The 19,021-nt window shown below is 68.2% G+C and carries 17 protein-coding genes; 7 read left to right on the forward strand and 10 right to left on the reverse strand.

The genetic code is table 11. From position 1 onward, the window contains the following. Positions 1-96: 96 nt before the first annotated feature. The 3 genes from DYS74_RS05405 to DYS74_RS05415 all read left to right on the forward strand — a co-directional run bounded on the left by DYS74_RS05405 (position 97) and on the right by DYS74_RS05415 (position 3,506). A complete protein-coding gene (locus DYS74_RS05405; protein WP_121531695.1) occupies positions 97-747 on the forward strand; it encodes a protein-L-isoaspartate O-methyltransferase family protein in 651 nt (216 codons plus the stop codon). A gap of 118 nt (positions 748-865) precedes the next feature. Further along, on the forward strand, positions 866-2,269 hold the full coding sequence (locus DYS74_RS05410; RefSeq protein ID WP_121531697.1) for a TolC family outer membrane protein: 1,404 nt from the start codon (positions 866-868) through the stop codon (positions 2,267-2,269). A gap of 127 nt (positions 2,270-2,396) precedes the next feature. After that, on the forward strand, positions 2,397-3,506 hold the full coding sequence (locus DYS74_RS05415; RefSeq protein ID WP_121531699.1) for a hypothetical protein: 1,110 nt from the start codon (positions 2,397-2,399) through the stop codon (positions 3,504-3,506). A gap of 84 nt (positions 3,507-3,590) precedes the next feature. Here the strand turns inward: DYS74_RS05415 and DYS74_RS05420 are convergent, their stop codons facing one another. From DYS74_RS05420 to DYS74_RS05430, 3 genes are all read right to left on the reverse strand, one after another. Then, positions 3,591-3,911, reverse strand: coding sequence for a DUF6280 family protein (locus DYS74_RS05420; RefSeq protein WP_113900578.1), 321 nt, complete (start codon positions 3,909-3,911; stop codon positions 3,591-3,593). Between the two features lie 331 nt (positions 3,912-4,242). Further along, the gene (gene ygfZ / locus DYS74_RS05425; RefSeq protein WP_121531701.1) at positions 4,243-4,986 is read right to left on the reverse strand and encodes a CAF17-like 4Fe-4S cluster assembly/insertion protein YgfZ; all 744 of its coding nucleotides are present in this window, start codon (positions 4,984-4,986) and stop codon (positions 4,243-4,245) included. Positions 4,987-4,998: 12 nt separating this feature from the next. Beyond that, positions 4,999-6,699 (reverse strand): ABC transporter ATP-binding protein, encoded by a 1,701-nt coding sequence (locus DYS74_RS05430; RefSeq protein WP_121531703.1) that lies wholly within the window; start codon positions 6,697-6,699, stop codon positions 4,999-5,001. A gap of 212 nt (positions 6,700-6,911) precedes the next feature. Between DYS74_RS05430 and DYS74_RS05435 the strand changes: the two genes are divergently transcribed. Next, a complete protein-coding gene (locus DYS74_RS05435; RefSeq protein ID WP_121531705.1) occupies positions 6,912-8,117 on the forward strand; it encodes a pyridoxal-phosphate-dependent aminotransferase family protein in 1,206 nt (401 codons plus the stop codon). A 99-nt stretch (positions 8,118-8,216) separates the two neighbouring features. On the opposite strand, the gene copM is transcribed toward DYS74_RS05435, so the two are convergent. Next, positions 8,217-8,621, reverse strand: a complete 405-nt coding sequence (copM, locus tag DYS74_RS05440) for a CopM family metallochaperone (RefSeq protein WP_245965204.1) — start codon at positions 8,619-8,621, stop codon at positions 8,217-8,219. Positions 8,622-8,715: 94 nt separating this feature from the next. Beyond that, positions 8,716-9,828 carry a pyridoxal phosphate-dependent aminotransferase gene (locus tag DYS74_RS05445; RefSeq protein WP_121531707.1) on the reverse strand — a complete coding sequence of 371 codons (1,113 nt, stop codon included), beginning with the start codon at positions 9,826-9,828 and terminating at the stop codon, positions 8,716-8,718. 132 nt (positions 9,829-9,960) lie between these two features. Here DYS74_RS05445 and DYS74_RS05450 point away from each other — a divergent pair, with 132 nt between their 5' ends. Then, positions 9,961-10,743: a crotonase/enoyl-CoA hydratase family protein gene (locus tag DYS74_RS05450; RefSeq protein ID WP_121531709.1), complete on the forward strand. Its 783-nt coding sequence runs from the start codon at positions 9,961-9,963 to the stop codon at positions 10,741-10,743. Between the two features lie 101 nt (positions 10,744-10,844). Here DYS74_RS05450 and DYS74_RS05455 read toward each other — a convergent pair whose 3' ends face one another. The 3 genes from DYS74_RS05455 to DYS74_RS05465 form a co-directional block, all read right to left on the reverse strand. Next, a complete protein-coding gene (locus DYS74_RS05455) occupies positions 10,845-11,180 on the reverse strand; it encodes a DnaJ family domain-containing protein (protein WP_121531711.1) in 336 nt (111 codons plus the stop codon). Between the two features lie 3 nt (positions 11,181-11,183). Further along, positions 11,184-14,294: a valine--tRNA ligase gene (locus DYS74_RS05460; RefSeq protein WP_121531713.1), complete on the reverse strand. Its 3,111-nt coding sequence runs from the start codon at positions 14,292-14,294 to the stop codon at positions 11,184-11,186. 195 nt (positions 14,295-14,489) lie between these two features. Further along, complete coding sequence (locus tag DYS74_RS05465; protein WP_121531715.1) at positions 14,490-14,921, reverse strand: Lrp/AsnC family transcriptional regulator; 432 nt, start codon at positions 14,919-14,921, stop codon at positions 14,490-14,492. A gap of 226 nt (positions 14,922-15,147) precedes the next feature. Between DYS74_RS05465 and DYS74_RS05470 the strand changes: the two genes are divergently transcribed. Beyond that, positions 15,148-16,293, forward strand: coding sequence for a type III PLP-dependent enzyme (locus DYS74_RS05470; protein ID WP_121531717.1), 1,146 nt, complete (start codon positions 15,148-15,150; stop codon positions 16,291-16,293). A gap of 151 nt (positions 16,294-16,444) precedes the next feature. Further along, on the forward strand, positions 16,445-17,641 hold the full coding sequence (locus tag DYS74_RS05475; RefSeq protein WP_183077462.1) for a DUF2235 domain-containing protein: 1,197 nt from the start codon (positions 16,445-16,447) through the stop codon (positions 17,639-17,641). On the opposite strand, the gene DYS74_RS05480 is transcribed toward DYS74_RS05475, so the two are convergent. Next, positions 17,543-18,034, reverse strand: a complete 492-nt coding sequence (locus tag DYS74_RS05480) for a PaaI family thioesterase (RefSeq protein ID WP_121531720.1) — start codon at positions 18,032-18,034, stop codon at positions 17,543-17,545. The two genes, DYS74_RS05475 and DYS74_RS05480, sit on opposite strands and share 99 nt — an antisense overlap. A 104-nt stretch (positions 18,035-18,138) precedes the next feature. After that, the gene (metF, locus tag DYS74_RS05485) at positions 18,139-18,996 is read right to left on the reverse strand and encodes a methylenetetrahydrofolate reductase [NAD(P)H] (RefSeq protein ID WP_121531722.1); all 858 of its coding nucleotides are present in this window, start codon (positions 18,994-18,996) and stop codon (positions 18,139-18,141) included. Positions 18,997-19,021 lie beyond the last annotated feature (25 nt).

Consider the following 19,021-nt stretch of genomic DNA (forward strand, 5'->3'; position numbering starts at 1 on the left):
GCACAATCCCCCGCGCGATGCCGCGGCATCTGTTGCCCCGCCTGTTTTTCTGTGGCAAAACCGATCCTAGGCACACCAGACCGAAGAGTTCAGAAGATGCAAGATTTCGCCACGCGACGCACGATGATGGTGGATACTCAGGTCCGCCCCAATGACGTGACGAAATTCCCGATCATCGAGGCGATGCTCGCCGTGCCGCGCGAGGACTTTGTTCCCCCCGCCCGCCGCGAGGCCGCCTATATCGGGGAAAACGTTCCGCTGGCGCCGGGCCGCGTCCTGCTTGAGCCGCGCAGCTTTTCCAAGATGCTCGACGCTCTCGACATCCAGCCCACTGACCTCGTTCTCGATATCGGCTGCGGCCTTGGCTATTCGAGCGCGGTGATCGCGCGCATGGCCGAAGCCGTGGTGGCCCTCGAAGAGGGCGACATGGCGACGCTCGCCGAGGCCGCGCTGGCGCGCGCCGGGGCCGACAATGCCGCCGTCGTCGCCGCGCCGCTGATCTCGGGCGCCGACAAGCACGGCCCCTATGACGCGATTCTGCTCGAGGGCGGCGTCGAAGTCGTTCCCGCCGCGATTCTCGGCCAGCTGAAGGAAGGCGGCCGCATCGCCGCGATCTTCATGCAGGGCGCGCTTGGTGTCGCGCGGATCGGCCGCAAGATCGACGGCGAGATCGCCTGGCGTGACATCTTCAATGCGGCCGCCCCGGTGATTCCGGGCTTCGTCGCGGAAAAAGAGTTCGTGCTCTGAACGCGGCTTCGCGTTATTCAGGGTCATATAGATAGATTTGAATATCTGGGCCGCTCGGCGGCCCGGAGCCCGGACCGCCGAAAGAAGTGGCCGGCACCCCCCAGATGAGGACCCAGGCATGACGCGCAAGATCCTGAAACCGCTTCTTCTCGCCACCGTGGCTGGGCTCGGGCTGATGACGTCCACGCTTGCTGTCTCGGCCGAGACGCTCGCCGACGCGCTGGTGTCGGCCTATCGCACTTCGCATCTGCTCGAGCAGAACCGTGCCACGTTGCGCGCCGCGGACGAGGATGTCGCGCAGGCGGTGTCGGCGCTGCGCCCGGTGCTGCAGTGGACCGCCGATTACGGCTATTCGGCGACCGATTCGACGCTTGCCACCTATCGCGCCCAGCACAAGACCTACGACCGGCTCACGGCCTATACCTCGCTCGTGGCGCAGATGACGCTCTATGATTTCGGCCGCACCCGGCTTGCCATCGACATGAAGAAGGAAGCGGTGCTGGCCACGCGCGAGGCGCTGCGCTCGGTCGAACAGAACGTGCTGCTGAATGCGATCAGCGCTTATACCAGCGTCAAGAGCACCGCCGAGCAGGTTTCGATCAACGAGAATTCGGTGCGCGTCTACGGCGAGGACCTGAAGGCCGCGCGGGACCGCTTCGACGTGGGCGAGGTGACGAAGACCGACGTGTCGCAGGCGGAGGCGGCCGAGGCCGCGGCGCGGGCGGCGCTTGCGGCGGCGCGCGGCAACTATCAGATCGCGCGCGAGGCCTACAAGGCGTCGATCGGCCATTATCCGGACAAGCTCTCGCCGCTGCCGAAGGCGCCGACGCTGCCGAAGTCGCTCGAGACCGCGCGCGAGACCGCGCTGCGCAACCACCCCTCGATCAAGCAGGCGCAGCACAGCGTCAGCATGGCCGAGCTGGGCGTTTCGGCCGCGGCGGCCGAGCGGCTGCCGACGATCGACGGCTCGGCCGGCTTCACCAAATACGAGGGCAGCAACAAGGGCACGTCTGTCGGTGTCGGCCTGACGCAGACGCTCTATGCCGGTGGCAAGCTGTCCTCAGTGCATCGTCAGGCGATCGCGAGCCGCGATCAGGCGAAGGCGGCGCTGAGCGAGGCGGGGGTGGAGATCGCCGATGCGGTGGCCCAGGCCTGGGCGCAGATCGACGTCTATCGCGCCCAGATCACCGCCTATGACGAACAGATCTCGGCGGCGCAGATCGCCTATCAGGGCGTGAAGGAAGAGGCGACGCTGGGCGCGCGCACCACGCTTGACGTGCTTGACGCCGAACAGACGCTGCTCGATGCCCGTGCCTCGCGGATCACTGCCGAGGCCGACCTGCAGGTCGCCTATTATCAGCTCCTGTCGGCCATGGGCCTGCTGACGGTCGACGACCTGAAGCTCGGCATCCCGACCTATGACCCGGCGGGTTATTACAATGCGGTCGAGAGGGCGCCTGTCACCAGCGTGCAGGGCAAGAGCCTTGACCGCGTGCTGCAGGCGATCGGCAAGAAGCCCTGATCGACCCCGAAGAAGCGGCCGGGCCGGTGGGCCCGGTCATGATCTGCCCCGACCGTCGCGGTCGGGGCTTTCTGTCCTTGTGCGGGGCTGGACAGCGGCCCCGCCCCGTCGCAGGATGGCCAGCGTGATGAATGAGCCCGGACCCCATATCGAGATCGAGGACGTTCTGACGTCGATCCGCCGCCTCGTGTCGCAAGACGCAGGCAGTGCGCGTGCCCCCGTCATGCCGCATCGTATCGCGGCGCCTGTGGCCGAGCAGCCGGCAGCGTCCGCGCCACAGGCCGGCGCCGAGGCGGACGAGGAGGCGCCCTGCCTGGTGCTGACGCCCGCGCTGCGCGTCGAGCCGGGCGAGGAAGCCCCGCTGGAGCCCGTCGCGGCGCCGGAGGCGCGTTCCGATGCGGATATCGGCGAGGAGCTGAGCCGGCTTGAAAGCACCATTGCCGAGATGGAAGCGGCCGTGGTCGGGCATGACGTCGACTTCGGCATCGGTTTCGACGCGGACGACTTGCCCGAACCCACCGAGATTGACGCAGAGCCTGACGGCGCGGCCCTCGAGGCTGCGATGCCGGAAGATACCGTGCTGTCCGAGCCGCCGTTTGCCGAGTCGCGCGATGCCCCCGAGGACCTCGAAGCGCCCTTCGCCGAGGATGTCCCGACCGAGGATCTCGAGGCGCTGCTGCACGACATGACCGGGGCTGCCGGTGCCGAATACGAGGATGAGGCCGCCGATCTGCGCGACGAGATCATTGCCGCGGATTTCGTTGAGGCGGTCGAGACGCCCGAGGACGAGGGCGAGCCTGCGCTTGGGGCCGGGGATCTGGCCGGGGGCGGGGATGACCCCGATCTGCATGACGACGCCTGGACCGAAGATCAGGGCGCGCTGGACTGGACCGAGGCGGCGCTGAACCTTGCGGCGACCACGGGGCAGGGGCCGCGGCGGCTCCATCTTTCGGATGCGCTCGAGGAAGACCGCAAGCCCGAGATCCTGCGCTCGAGCTATCAGTCGCTCCGTGACGAATATGAGCGCGACGAGGATTTGCCCGGGATCGAGGCGGCGCTCGATGACGAACCGGTGATGGATGCCGGTCTGATCGACGAGGAGGCGCTGCGCGACCTCGTGGCGCAGCTGATCCGCGAGGAGCTGCGCGGCGTGCTGGGTGAGCGCATCACCCGCAACGTGCGCAAGCTGGTGCGGCGCGAGATCCAGCGCGCGCTGATGGGCGAGGATTTCGAGTGATCCGTCGCCGCTTGCGGGCGGCGCCCCTGAAAATGCAAACGGCGCGCCACTGGCGCGCCGTCTGATCCGGAGATCCGCCCGAGCTCAGGCGGCCTCAGCCTCTTCCGCCGCCATGCGACGTTCGCTTTCCTCGCGCGACAGTGCGACCGAGGTGCGCACGCCCTTTGCGACGAATTCCATCAGGCCCTTCACAACGCGCTCGTTCGGGTCGATCCCGGCGCAGGACAGCACTTCACGGCCGTCGCGCGAGCGCGCCCAGCGGGCGATCTGTTCCGGCCCATTGCCATATTTCTTGTCATCGGCGATCGCATCGTCGAGAGCAGCGAGAACGACGGCGGCGAACAGCTTGCGCGCCCTCTGTCCCTGCTCATAGTTGAATGCGGAGCCGTCAACGAAATCGCGCATTATTCCGTCCTTTTTTATTGCTCTTGCGTTTGCTGGCGTGCGGGCCATCTAGGGCGCATGAGGGGCGATTCGATATGGCCCGCGAGGAATGCCTGCCATGCACCATGCGCATATGACGCCCTGTCCAACCCTTGGGACTGACCCCTGTTCCATGGCCAGTCGCGCATATATAGGCCCGCTTTGCCACCGATCAAGGCATTTATTGCCGGATTTCAGGCAAACTGCGAAGAAACCGCGGCTTTTGGGCGCGGCGTGACATGGTGGCGCAGGGGGAGGGGCCATGATCGGGGAACATGACTCGCGAAAACGTGAAAATGGCCGCAGCCGAAAGCTAGTCCGCGCTCTCTTCAAGCTGCAACCGGGCGTCGCCGGCCATCAACAGTCCCTCCGTCCGGTCGAAGCGCAGATGGGCGATTGCCCGGCCGCCGGACTGGGTGAAGAGCGTGCCGACGGTGCGGCCTTCGGCCTCGATCGGGGTGCCCACGGGGGCCGCGCCCTCGATCGCCAGCCGCACCAGGCCCTTGCGCAACTCGGTCTTGTGCTTCATCCGCGCGGTCACTTCCTGCCCGACGTAACAGCCCTTGCGGAAGTCGACGCCGTGCAGCCGCTCGAACCCCGCCTCGAGGATATAGGTCTCGGGCGTCAGCTCGATTCCGGTCTCGGGGATCAGGTGGGCCACGCGGATCGCGTCCCAGTCGCTGCCGTCGTCGCCCTCGGTCTCGCCGTAAAGCCGCCAGCCAAGCGCCGGGTCGCGCGGGTCGGCGACGGCGCCCGCGGGGGCGGGGCCGGTGCCGCGAAAGACCTTCAGCGCCGAGGGTGTGATCGTCACGTCGGCGCGCAGCTTGTACATCGACAGCCGCTTCACCGTCGCCTCGGCGATGCTGCCGTCGATGTCGAGAAGAATGGTCTCGCCCCGTGGCACCAGCAGAAAATCGGCCAGATACTTGCCCTGCGGCGTCAGCAGCGCGGCATAGACCGGCCCGTCCTTCAGGTGGCGCACGTCATTGCTGACGAGGCCCTGCAGGAAATGCTCGCGGTCCGCGCCGGTGATCTCGTAGATCCGTCTGTCGCCCATCGTCCGACCTCCTCACTCGACCAGCTGCATCCGGCACAGCCCGGCATAGGCGCCGCCCATGGCGAGCAGCTCGTCATGCGTGCCCTGTTCCACCACCTGCCCCTCGACGATTACCACGATCCGGTCGGCATCGCGCACGGTCGAGAGGCGGTGCGCGATGACCAGCGTCGTGCGCCCCTCGGAGAGGTGCGAGAGCGCCTGCGCCACCTTCGCCTCGGAGGCGGTGTCGAGCGCCGAGGTCGCCTCGTCGAGGAGCAGGATCGGCGCGTCGCGCAAGACCGCGCGGGCGATCGCCACGCGCTGCCGCTGCCCGCCTGAGAGCGCCGAGCCGCGCGGGCCGGCCGGCGTGTCGAGGCCCAGCGGCATCGCGGCGGTGAACTCTGTCACATGCGCGACCTCGAGCGCACGGGCAAGCGTCGCCTCGCTGACATCGGTGCGGCCCAGAAGCACGTTCTCGCGGATCGTCTCGTCGAAGAGCGCGGCGTCCTGCGCCACCATTGAGAACATGTCGCGCAGCGTGCCGAGCTCGAGCGCCGCGACCGGCACGCCGCCGACGCTGACGGTGCCGCTGGTCGGATCGGCCAGACGGGTGAGCAGGTTGAAGACCGTGGTCTTGCCTGCGCCCGAGGGGCCGACGAGGGCGGTGGTCTTGCCCGCTTCGGCGACAAAGCTGAGGCCGCGCAGGACGGGTTTGCCGCCATAGCTCAGGTGCACGTTGTCCAGCCGCACCTCGGTCGTCGCCGGGCGCGGCACGGGCAGGGCGGGCGAGGTGATCGCCGGGGCGATGTCGAAGACGCGGTAAAGCCGTTCGAGACTGGCTGCCGCGGTCTGCCAGGTGCCGGCAAGCCCGCCCAGCCGGCGCAGCGGCTGGAACGCCAGCGCCATCGAGGTGAAGAAGGACATGAACTCGCCCACTGTGCGTTCGCCCTCGACGATCTCGGGGCCGCCCAGGACCAGCACGGCGAAGAAGCCGAGCCCGGTCACCACGTCGATGAGCGCGGGGATCATCGACTGTGACACCGCCATCTTCACCATGGCGCGGCGGATGAAGGCCACCAGCGTTTCGAAGCGGCGGATCTGGTAGGTTTCCATCCGGTTCAGCTTGACCGCAGAGATGCCGTGGAACACCTCGTCGAGGCGGGTGGCGCGGGCGCTCGCCTGATTGCGCATCTGCCGCGTCTTCTTGCGGATGTAGCGCTGCGCCATGGTGGTTGGCAGCACCAGCAGCGGCGCGCCGATCAGCGCGGCCAGCGTCCAGCGCGGGTCGATCGACAGCGCCACGCCGAAGAGCGAGACGAGCGCGATCGCATCGCGGCCGGCGCCGGTGATGAAGGTGGTCCAGACACCCTGCACCGCCAGCGTGTCGCCCTGCACCCGCTCGATCAGCGCGCCGGGCGGGTTCTCCTGGAAGAACGACTGGTCGAGCGTCAGGATGTGCCGCACGAGGTCGACCTGCATGTCCGAGGAGGAGCGCTGCGACACCTCCGACAGCATCGCGCGCGAGCCGACCGAGGTGACGGCGCGGATCAGGAACAGGCCGAAGATCGCGCCGCCCACCCACCAGATCATCCCCGACTGGCCCTGCACGAAGACCTTGTCGAAGAGCGGTTCGAGCATCGCGCTGAGCGCGCCGAGGGTCGAACCCTCGATCACCATCAGAACCATGGCGGCGACCATCTTCGGCCAGTGCCGGCGCAGGTAGCGGTTCCACATCCGGGAAAAGAGCGTGCGGGAACTGTAGGGGGTGTCGGGCCTTGCCACGGAAACCTCGCTGAGGGCGCCGGCGGGCGCGGGGTGAGCCCGATCTAGCGCGAAACCTGCCGCCCGGCAAGTTTGCGGCCGTCGGGGGGCAGGATGGGGGCCGCGGGCGTTGACCCCGTGGGGGCGGTTCAGTACCGAGGAAGGATCAGTTTCAGGAGACACCGATGAGCCTTGCGCAGGGCCGCCCCTATCTTGCCATTCCCGGGCCCTCGGCCATGCCCGACCGGGTCCTTGCCGCGATGCACCGCGCCGCGCCGAACATCTACGAGGGCGACATCGTCACGATGACCCGCGGCATCATCGCCGATCTGCGCCGCGTCGCGCTGTCGAGCAGCCATGTGGCGATCTACATCTCGAACGGCCATGGCGTGTGGGAGGCGGCAATCGCCAACCTGTTCTCGCGCGGGGATCGGGCGCTGTCGCTCGCCACCGGGCGGTTCGGCATCAACTGGGCGCTGCACGCGGGCGCCATGGGGGTCGAGGTCGAGACGCTCGATTTCGGGCTGAAGGCGCCGGTCGATCCGGCCCGGGTCGAGGCGGCGCTGCGCGCGGATACGGCGCAAAAGATCAAGGTGGTGCTGCTGACCCATGTCGACACCGCGACCTCGGTGCGCAATGACGTCGCCGCGGTGCGCGCGGCGATCGACGCGGCCGGGCATCCGGCGCTTCTGGCCGTCGACTGCATCGCCTCGCTCGGCTGCGACGCGTTCCGCTTTGACGACTGGGGCGTCGACGTGATGGTCGCGGCCAGCCAGAAGGGGCTGATGGTGCCGCCCGGGCTGGGCTTCGTCTGGGTGTCCGACAAGGCGCTCGAGGCGAGCCGGACGAGCGATCTGAAGACCCCCTACTGGGACTGGGCGCCGCGCCTCAACCCCGAGCATTACTATGAGTATTTCGCCGGCACCGCGCCGACGCACCACCTGTTCGGTCTGGTCGAGTCGCTGAAGATGCTGCTCGACGAGGAGGGGCTGGCCCATGTCTGGGCGCGGCACGCGACGCTTGCGCGCGCGGTCTGGGCGGCCTTCGACGCCTGGGGGCAGGGTGGCGAGATCACGATGAACATCGCCGACCCGGCGCAGCGCGGCCATTCGGTGACGGCGGCACGGATCGGCGGCGGCGGCGGCGGCGCGGCGCGACTGCGCAGCTGGTGCGAGGAAGAGGCGGGGCTCACCCTCGGCATCGGGCTGGGCATGGCCGAGCCCGGCACGCCCGAGGTGGCGAATTACCTGCGCATCGCCCACATGGGCCATGTCAACGCGCATATGACGCTCGGTGCGCTTGGCGTGATGGAGGCGGGGATGATCGCCCTTGGCATTCCGCATGGGGCGGGCGGCGTGGCCGCCGCTGCGGCCGTCTGCGCGCAGGGCTGAGCGCGGGACCAAAGGCAGGCGGCGAGGGGAGGGAACACCCTCGCCGCCTGCGACACGACGCCGGGTCAGGGGAGACCCCGGCGCCGCAAGGCGGAAGGCTCAGGGGTTGCCGTGCTTCTCGAGCCACTGCACCATCCAGTCGACCTCGGCCTGCTGGCTGGTGATGATGCCCTCGGCAAGCTTGCGCACGTCGGGATCGTCGCCATAGTCGCGCGCGATCCGCGCCATCTCGATCGCCCCTTCGTGATGCGGGATCATTGCGCGGACGAAGTCGATATCTGCATCGCCGGTATAGGAAACCTCCATCGCCGTGTGCATCTTGCGGTTCGCGGCCAGGAACGCCTCGGTCGAGGGGGCTGCATCGGCGGTCGCGTTGGCGCTGCTCATCTTGTGGCTGTCATGCCCCTCGGCGTCGCCGCTTTCCTGCGCATAGGCGCCAAAGGCGATGGCGAAGGCGATGGGGCTGAGCATCGCGATCCGGCGGGTGCGGTTGATTCTGCTCATCTTCAACTCCTGTTCCCTTGGACAGGAGCCTGCGCCCGCGGCGCGCCTGCGGCAAATCACCACTGAGCGAGGAAAACGTGAGTCGCCGTGGCCCTCAACGCGCCGTGCGGGCGCGGGCAAGCGCACCGGGAAGGGCCGCGGCAAAGGGCTCGACCTCGGCCTCGGGGCCGCAGGAGACGCGGATGCAGCGGTCAAGCGGCGCCACGCCCGGCATCCGCACGAAGATGCCCGCAGAGGTCAGTTCCGCCAGCACGGCCCGCGCGAAGGCGCCGTCGCGGCCGCAGTCGATGGCGACGAAATTCGTGGCCGAGGGCAGGGGCTCGAGCCCGTTTTCCCGCGCGATGGCGCCGATCCGGTCGCGCGAGGCGCCGATCAGTCGCCGCATATAGGCCAGCCAGGTGGTGTCGGTCAGCGCGGCCAGCGCGCCGGCCTGGCTGATCCGGCTCATGCCGAAGTGATTGCGGATCTTGTCGAAGGCCGCGATCAGCGGCGCCGCGCCGATGGCATAGCCCACCCGCGCGCCGGCCAGCCCATGCGCCTTCGAGAAGGTGCGCATCCGGATCACCCGCGGATCATCGGCGTCGATCGGCGCTTCGGTGCCCTCGGGGGCGAGTTCCACATAGGCCTCGTCGACAATGAGCAGGCTGCCCTCGGGCACGCGCGGCACCATCGCGGCGATCGTCGCGCCGGGGTGGTGCGAGCCCATCGGGTTGTCCGGGTTGGCGATGTAGATCAGCTTCGGCACGATCTGAGCGGCCAGGGCCAGCAGCGCCTCGGGGTCCTCGGCATCGCCCGCATAGGGCACCTTGTGCAGCACGCCGCCAAAGCCCGAGACGTGGAAGTTGAAGGTCGGATAGCCGCCTTCCGAGGTGACGACGGCATCGCCCGGCGCGATCACCAGCCGGCACAGATAGCCGAGCAGACCGTCGATGCCCTCGCCGACCACGATGTTCTCGGGCCGGCAGCCGTGGCGCGCGGCAAGTGCCGCCTTCAGCTCGTAATTCTCCGGGTCGCCGTATTTCCACGCCTCGCCCGCCGCCGCCGCCATCGCGGCGATCGCGCGCGGCGAGGGGCCAAAGCCGTTCTCGTTCGCGCCCAGCCGGGCGGCGAAGGGATGGCCCATGCGGCGCTCCTGCGTTTCCGGCCCGACGAAGGGCACGGTCGAGGGCAGGGTGTCGATCAGCGGGGTGTAGCGAGGTCCGGTCATGATGCGAAATCCCTAGGAGCAAAGCCCGCGTCGGGCAAGGGGGCAGATTTCGTCGCGTCACCCGGACGCGGACCCGCTGCCATGGGCCAAGTCCCGGCATATATTGGCGAAAGGGCAGATCGGGAGGAAAAGATGGCTCGGCTCACCACGGAAATTCTGGGCGGGATCGCCTATGTCACGCTCGCGCGGCCCGAGAAGATGAACGCCGTCGATTTCGAGATGATCGATGCGGTGATCGAGGCGGGCGAGGCGCTCTCGACGCAGCCTGGGCTGCGCGCGGTGGTGCTGGCGGGCGAGGGGCGGGCCTTCTGTGCCGGGCTCGACGTCGCGAATTTCGCCCGCCTCGCGCAGGGCGGGGCGGAGGAGCTGATCCTGCCGCGCAGCCATGGCGCGGCGAACCGGTTCCAGCAATTCTCGCTGGTGTGGCGGACGCTGCCGGTGCCGGTGATCGCGGCGCTGCATGGCGTGGCCTTCGGCGCGGGCTTCCAGCTTGCGCTTGGCGCCGACATCCGGGTGGCAGCGCCCGGCACGCGGCTGTCGATCATGGAAATGAAATGGGGCCTTGTCCCCGACATGGGCGGCATGGTGACCTTGCCCGAGCTGACCCGCGCCGATGTGGTGCGGCGCCTGACCTATACCGCCGAGGAGATCGGGGCCGAGCAGGCGCGCGACTGGGGCCTGGTCACCGAGATCGCCGAGGATCCCTTCGCCCGCGCCACCGAACTGGCCGAGACGATCGCGACGCGCAGCCCCTCGGCGATCCGGGCGGCGAAGCGGCTGATCGCCACCGCCTGGGCGGCGCCTGCCGAAACCGTGCTGATGGCCGAAAGCCGCGAGCAGGTGGAGCTGATCGGCAAGCCCGACCAGCGCGAGGTGATCGCCGCCAACCTGCAACACCGCGCGCCGGTTTTCTGAACCGCCGGTTTTCTTGGCACAAAGACTCCCGCCGGAGGCGCCTGCGTTGCGGACGGCGCCTCCGGCGGGAGCCTTTGAACACGGAAAAACCGGACGAGAGCTCAGCCCTTCAGGAACTTGCGCCGCGATTCCTCGGCGATCGCCTGTTTCATCATCAGCTCGGACAGGCGCGCCATCAGGGCGCGGCGCGCCGTCTCGTCGGTCTCTGCGACCAGCTCGGCGCGAACCGCCTCGACCTGCTTCTTCAGCACGATCTCTTCGGGCAACACACCCGCCGCCGCCATCATCCGGAAGCCGACCGCTTCGCCGGCATCGAGAAAGGCCTCTCCGCTGCGGTCGGGGAGGGGCTTGCCCTCCCCTGCAAGGCCCGAGAGCTTGCCCTCGGCCCGCGCCTTGAGCATCCGCCGTTCGGCGAGTTTCTCGAGCCAGCCCGCCATGGCTCAGCCGAGCTCGGCGAGGCGCTTCACCGCAGCGGCGACCTTGGCGGCCTCTTCCTCGCGGGCGGCGAGGTTCTCGCGGGCCTCGTCGATCACCTCCTCGGCGGCGTTCTCGATGAACTTCGGGTTCGAGAGCCGGCCGCGCAGGCCCGCCGCCTCCTTCTCGAGCTTGCCGAGGGTCTTCTCGAGCCGGGCCTTCTCGGCCTTGACGTCGATCACCCCCTCGAGCGGCAGGCCGAAGAGCGCGCCCGCGACCGGGATCGAGATCGCGCCCTTCGGGATCGCGGTCTCGGTCAGGCTGTCGAGGCGGGCCAGCTTGAACACCAGCGCCTCGTTGCGGGCAAGCGCGGTGCGCGCGGCCTCGTCGGCCTCGGCCAGCACCATCGGCAGCTTCAGCCCCACCGGCACGCCCATCTGCGCGCGGCTCGACCGGATCGTCTCGATCAGGTCGATGACCCAGTTCATCTCGCGGTCGGCCTCGGCATCGATCAGCTCGGCGCCATAGATGGGCCAGTCGCCATGCACCAGCATCTTGGCGCGGCCTTCGGCGGGGGCCGTCAGCGCCCAGAGCTCTTCGGTGATGAAGGGCATGATCGGGTGCAGCAGGGTGTAGCACTGATCGAGCACCCACCGCATCGTGGCGCGGGTCTCGGCGGCCTCCTCGGTGTCGAAGAGGGGCTTCGCGAATTCCACGTACCAGTCGCAGACCTTGCCCCAGACGAAGGCGTAAAGCGCCTGCGCCGCGTCGTTGAAGCGGTAGGCGGCAAAGGCCGCATCGACCGTCTCGCGCACCTTCGCGGTCTCGCCGATGATCCAGCGGTTCACCGTGTGCTTGGGCTGCGGCACGCCGGCGGCGGCCGGGCCCTCGAACACGCCGTTCATCTCGGCGAAGCGGGTGGCGTTCCAGATCTTGGTGCCGAAGTTGCGATAGCCCGCGATGCGGTCCTTCGACAGTTTCAGCACGCCGCCAATCGCCGCCATCGAGGTATTGGTGAAGCGCAGCGCGTCGGCGCCGAACTCGTCGATGATCTCGAGCGGGTCGATGACGTTGCCCGCCGTCTTCGACATCTTCTTGCCCTTCTCGTCGCGCACGAGCTGGTGCAGGTAGACAGTGTGGAAAGGCACCTGGTCGACGACGGCAAGCTGCATCATCATCATCCGGGCGACCCAGAAGAACAGGATGTCGAAGCCGGTCACCAGCACATCGGTCGGGAAATAGCGCGAGGTCGTCTCGTCCCAGTTCGGCCAGCCGAGCGTGCCAATGGGCCACAGGCCCGAGCTGAACCAGGTGTCGAGCACGTCCGCGTCGCGCCAGACCGGATAGACCAGAACGGTCGGATCCTGGCTGATGTTATACTCGGCGAGGCTTGCCGCCAGCGTGTCGATCGCCGCCTGCTTGTCGGCCACCTCGACGATGCGCGCATGGCTGAGCGGGATCGGCAGATCGGCGATCTCGTCCTTGAAGGCCGCCGTCACCGCCTCGAAGGCCGGGGCGCAATGATAGACGTCATTGCGGTGCAGCATGCCGCCCTCGTTCAGGAGCCGGCCGAGTTCCACCTCGTCGAGCGCACCGTCGCCCTCGTCGTCGCGGAAGCCCGGCGCGCCGAGGTCGAGCCCATACCACACCGGGATCTGGTGCCCCCACCAGAGCTGGCGCGAGATGCACCAGGGCTCGATGTTTTCCAGCCAGTGATAATAGGTCTTCTCGCCCGCCTCGGGCATGATCACGGTGTCGCCGTTGCGCACCGCGTCGAGCGCCTTGCCGACGATCTTCTCGGCATCGACGAACCACTGGTCGGTCAGCATCGGCTCGATCACCACCTTCGAGCGGTCGCCGAAGGGCTGCATGATCGGCTTCGCCTCGACCAGCGGGATCACGTTCGGCTCGCCCTCTTCGCCGGCCTTCGGGTTCGCGACCATCACGGCGAGCCCCTCGGCCGTGACCTGGGCAATCACGGCCTCGCGCGCGGCATAGCGGTCAAGCCCGCGCAGCTCCTCGGGCACGAGGTTGAGCGCGTCGACCTCGGCTTCGGTGAAGGACGCGCCCTTCGAGATCTCCATCGCGCGCTTCGCGGCCTCGGCATAGGACAGCCCGTCGGTGCGCATCTGCGCGCGGGTGTTCATCAGCCGGTAGAGCGGCAGGCCCGCCCGTTTCGCCACCTGATAGTCGTTGAAGTCATGCGCGCCGGTGATCTTCACCGCGCCCGAGCCGAAGGTCGGATCGGGGTAGGGGTCGGCGATGATCGGGATCTGCCGGCGGTGTTCCTTCGGGCCCACCGGGATCTCGCACAGCTTGCCGATCAGCGCGGCATAGCGTTCGTCATTGCCGTTCACCGCGACCGCGCCGTCGCCCAGCATGGTCTCGGGGCGGGTGGTGGCGATCGAGATATAGTCGCGCTCTTCCTCGAAGGTGATGGTGCCGTCCTCGTCCTTCTCGCGATAGGTGTAGGTCACCCCGCCCGCGAGCGGATACTTGAAGTGCCACATGTGGCCCGCGACCTCGATGTTCTCGACCTCGAGGTCGGAGATCGCGGTCTCGAAATGGGGATCCCAGTTCACCAGCCGCTTGCCGCGATAGATCAGGCCCTTTTCGTACATCTCGACGAAGACCTTGATCACCGCGTCATGGAAGTTGCCTTCCTCGCCCGCCGGTGCGCCGGGCGCGCCCGACATGGTGAAGGCATTGCGCGACCAGTCGCAGGACGAGCCGAGGCGCTTGAGCTGATTGATGATGGTCGAGCCGTACTTGCCCTTCCACTCCCAGACCTTCTTCAGGAACTCCTCGCGGCCCAGCTCGGTGCGCGACGGTTGCTGCGTCTTTGCCAGTTCCTTCTCCACCATCATCTGGGTGGCGATGCCGGCATGGTCCTGACCGGGCTGCCACAGCGTGTCGAAGCCGCGCATCCGGTGCCAGCGCACCAGGATGTCCTGCACCGTGTTGTTGAAGGCATGGCCGACGTGCAGCGCGCCGGTGACGTTCGGCGGCGGGATCATGATGCAGAAGGTTTCCGGGCGCGAAGCATTGGCCCCCGCCTTGAAGGCGCCGGCCTCTTCCCATTTCGCATAGATCCGAGGCTCGGCCTCGCGCGCGTCGAAGGTCTTTTCCATCGTCATCGGTCTTGTCCTTTCAGGGCTTGACGGCTGTTTAGCGCGCACACCCCGCAAGGAAAAGCCTTTCCGCGCGCCGCAAGGGGGGCGCTGCCCCCCTCACCCCCCGAGGTATTTATGGCAAGATGAAGGGATGAGGGCGCTTTTCATCTTGCCCGAAATACCTCGGGGGTCCGGGGGCGGCGCCCCCGGCTGTACCGCCTAGACCGCGCGGTCGAGTTTGGTCGACAGGTGGATCAGGCTTTCCGAGCTTTTCACCCCCTGCATCTCGCCGATCTGGTCGAGCACCGCGTCAAGCTGCGCGGTCGAGTTCGCCGCCACCTGCAGCAGCAGGTCGACCCGGCCCGAGGTGGTCGAGATCCGCTCGACCTCGGGGATCGCCTTCAGACGGGTCAGGATCGCGGCCTGCGCGCGCGGCTCGATGGTCAGCAGCACGGTGGTGCGCAGCCGCCCGGCCCGCGCCGCCTCGCCCAGCTTGACGGTATAGCCCGCGATGATGCCCGTCGTTTCCAGCCGCTCGAGCCGCGCCTGGATCGTCGAGCGCGCCACCTTCAGCCGTCGCGCCAGTGTCGCCACCGACATCCGGGCATCGCCCGAGAGCAGGCCGAGGATCGCCGTATCAAGTTCATCCATGGAAGTGCCTGCAAATTGACCGGATATCTCGTCATTATAACGATGATATGCTGCACATCTACTCTTTTGATCGGTGAAAACGTGCCCCATTTAGCGCAAACTGAATAGACAGGAAAAGGGCGCCTCATACGCACCTGGCCTGGTTGGTTGAAACGCTGTAAGCGTCTCCCGACCCGTGAAGCCGGGGCAAGAGGTGGCTGCAATTCTGTTGGCGAGGGAGAAGCCGATGGGACTGTCGAAGACTATCTGGGCGAATCCGTCCGAAATCATCCGTCACAAGCAACCTGAGCACCCGGTGCTGGTGTTCTCGCCCGCCGCGTTGCAGGCGAGCGCGCGGCGCTTCATCCGCGGCTTTCCGGGTATCGTGACCTATGCCGTCAAGTCGAACCCCGACGAGATGGTGATCCAGAACCTCGTGGCCGCCGGCGTGCGCGGTTTCGACGTCGCCTCGCCGTTCGAGATCGACCTTGTCCGTCGTCTCGCCCCGGGGGCGGCGCTGCATTACCACAACCCGGTGCGCGCGCGGGCCGAGATCGCCCATGCGGTGAAGGCCGGGGTGAAGACCTGGTCGGTCGATTCCGTTTCCGAGCTCGAGAAGCTGATCGAGATGGCGCCGGCCGAGGGCGCCGAGATCTCGGTGCGCTTCAAGCTGCCGGTCGCGGGCGCGGCCTACAACTTCGGCGCCAAGTTCGGCGCGACGGCCGAGCTGGCGGCCGAGTTGCTGAAACGGGCGGCCGCGGCGGGGTTCCTCCCCTCGCTCACCTTCCATCCGGGCACGCAATGCACCGACCCGATGGCCTGGGACGCCTATATCCGCACCGCGGCCGGGATCTGTGCCGCGGCCGGGGTGAAGGCGGCGCGGCTCAATGTCGGCGGCGGTTTCCCGAGCCATCGACTGGACGGGCCGGCGCCGGAACTCGAGGCGATCTTCGCGCTCATCGACCGCGTCGCGACCGAGGCCTTCGGTGCCGATCGTCCGGCGCTGGTGTGCGAGCCGGGCCGCGGGCTGGTGGGCGATGCCTTCACCCATATCACCCGGGTGAAGGCGCTGCGCGACGGCACGCATGTGTTCCTGAACGACGGGATCTATGGCGGGCTGGCCGAGCTGCCGCTGATCGGCAACATCGACCGCATCGAGGTGATCGCCCCCGGGGGCACGCGCCGCAGTGCCGCGCCGGTCGGCCGCACCGTCTTCGGCCCGACCTGCGACTCGGTCGACCGGTTGCCGGGGGAACTGCCGCTGCCGGGCGATCTGGACGAGGGCGATTTCATCCTCTTCCACGGCATGGGCGCCTATTCCTCGGCCACCAACACCCGATTCAACGGCTTCGGGGCGATGGAAATCGTCACCGCGCTGTCGCTGAAGGGCTGAGACCGCGGCCTGACCCCGCGTCGCGCCCCGCAGCGCACGAGATCGTCAATGACCATTTACCGACCTTGCCCTATCCTCGGGGCAAGGTCTTTTCATGCGAGGGGGAGATGGGCGCGGATTTCACCGCCCGCATCCCGGGAGGCTCCGGGTGATGCGCGGGTTGATCGAGCGGCTGGTCGCCTTTGCGCGCCACCACCTGCACCGGCGACAGCCCGAGGCGGCGCCGCCCGCACCGCGCACGCGCGGGCCGGTCGATCACGTGCTGCTGCTCGACGGCACGCTCGGCGCGCTCGACCCGGCGCGGATCACCTCGATCGGGCTGATCTGGCGGTTCCTGCGCCGGCGGGTGCCGCGCGCCTCGATCTATTACGGCAAGGGGTTGCAGTTCCGCGAATGGCGCGACCTGACCGATGTCTGGTTCGGCTGGGGGGTGAATGCGCAGATCCGCCGCGCCTATGGCTGGCTGGCGATGCGCTATCGGCCGGGCGACCGGATCTTCGTCATCGGCTATTCCCGCGGCGCCTTTGCCGCGCGCTCGCTGGCGGGGATGATCGAGCGGGTCGGCCTCTTGCGCCCCGAGGAGGCGACCGAGCGCAACGTCACGCTCGCCTGGCGCCATTACGAGGGGGTGCTGTCGCCCGAGGCCTTCCGTCACGCCCATTGCCATGCCGAGACGGCGATCGAGATGGTCGGCGCCTTCGACACGGTGCGCGCGCTGGGCGTGCAGTTTCCGCTGCTGTGGATGCTGAGCGAGCCGCGCTATCGCTTTCACGACCACCGGCTCGGCCCCTCGGTGCGGCACGGCTTTCATGCGCTTGCGCTGCACGAGACCCGCTCGGTGCTGGAGCCGCTGCTGTGGGCGAGCGAGAACACCGGCGCGGCACGGATCGAGCAGGTCTGGTTTCGCGGCTGCCATGGCGACATCGGCGGGCAGCTGGGCGTTTTCGAGGCGTCGCGGCCGCTGGCCAACATCCCGCTGGTGTGGATGCTCCACCGCGCCGCCGAGCTGGGTCTTGCCCTGCCCGAGGGCTGGGAAGACGCGTTTCCGACCGACCCGCTTGCCCCCTCGGTCGGCAGCTGGAGCAGCTGGGGCAAGCTGTTCTGGCTGCGCGCACCGCGGGTGATCGGTCGCGACCCGTCCGAGAGCGTGCATGACACCGCCTTCATCGCCGGGCGGGAATGGTGGCTGACGATCCGGCCGTGGCTGGCCGAGAAGGGCGCCCGCATCCGCCGGCTCGGGAAGAGGCGCTCAGTGCGCCTCGCCCATGACGAAGCAGGTGGCGGTGCCGACGGCATAGAGCCGGTCGTCGTGCACGCCGCGGATCTCGCCCCGCGCGACCCCGGTTGAGCGGCCCAGATGCTCGAGCCGGCCGATGCCCACCACCTCGGTGCCGATCGGGATCGCGCGCAGCATGTTCACCTTGTATTCAAGGGTGGTCTGGAACTGGCCGCGCGGCAGGCCGGTGATGACGGCGCAGGTCAGGCAGGTGTCGAGAATCACCCCGTACCAGCCGCCATGGGTGCCGCCGAAGGCGTTCGAATGGCGGAACTCGGGCGTGCCGCGAACCTCGACAAGGCCCTCCTCGACGGCGCTGATACGGTAGTTCATCGATTGCGCCAGCGTCGTCGTCGGCACCTCGCCCGCGACCATCTTGCGCATGAATTCGAGCCCCGTCATCGTGCGCAGCGCCTCGAGGGGCAGGAAATCGCCGGGGCCTTCGGCATACATCGGTTCGGTCATGGTCGTCTCTCTCCCTTGTCGGGGGGCAGCCTGCCGTCTCGCATGCGCAGCGAAAAGGGGGCGCGAGGCCCCCTCTGGTCAAAGTTCCGTAACGTCACCCTGCCTCAGGCCGCCGCGGCCGCCGGCACCACGCCAAGCGCCGCGCAGACCGCCTGCGTCATCTGCGGCCGGTTCAGCGTGTAGAACTGCAGGTCGCCCACGCCGCCCGCGATCAGCGCCTCGCACAGCGCGATGCACAGATCGGTGGCGTGCTCGCGCTCGCGCCCGGCGGCGATCGCCGCCTCGAAGCCCTCGGCCACATGCGCCGGGATGGCCGCGCCACAGCGGCTGGCAAAGCCCTTCGCGCCCTTCCACGACTGGATCGGCAGGATGCCCGGGATGATCTTCGCGGTGATCCCTTCCTTCACGCAGGCGTCGCGGAAGCGGAAGAAGGTGTCCGCCTCGAAGAAGAACTGGGTGATCGCCGAGCTCGCGCCGGCCTCGGTCTTGCGCTTGAGCCAGCGCACGTCGGCCAGCGCGTCGGTGGCCTCGGGGTGCGGTTCGGGATAGGCGCCGCAGCGGATGGTGAAGCGGCCGTCGGCGGCCAGCGCCTCGATCAGCTCGACCGAGCTCGCGAAGCCCTGAGGATGCGGGGTGAAATGCGTGGCCCCCTTCGGCGGGTCGCCGCGCAGCGCCACGATCTCGGTCACGCCGGCCTCGGCATAGGCGTCGACGATCTCCAGCGTCTCGGCCTTGGTCGCGTCGACGCAAGTGAGGTGCGCCGCGACGTTCAGCCCATAGTTCTTGTGGATCGTCGCCACCGCCTCATGCGTCAGCTTGCGGGTGGTGCCGCCGGCGCCATAGGTGACCGAGACGAAGCCCGGTTTCAGCGGCGCGAGCGCCTGCACCGTCTCCCACAGGCGGAACGACGCGTCGAGCGTCTGCGGCGGGAAGAATTCGAAACTGACGGTCGGCGTGGTCATGGCGGCATCCTTGTTTTCCGGCGCC

The organism is Paenirhodobacter hankyongi, from assembly GCF_003664585.1.
GTDB lineage: Bacteria > Pseudomonadota > Alphaproteobacteria > Rhodobacterales > Rhodobacteraceae > Rhodobacter > Rhodobacter hankyongi.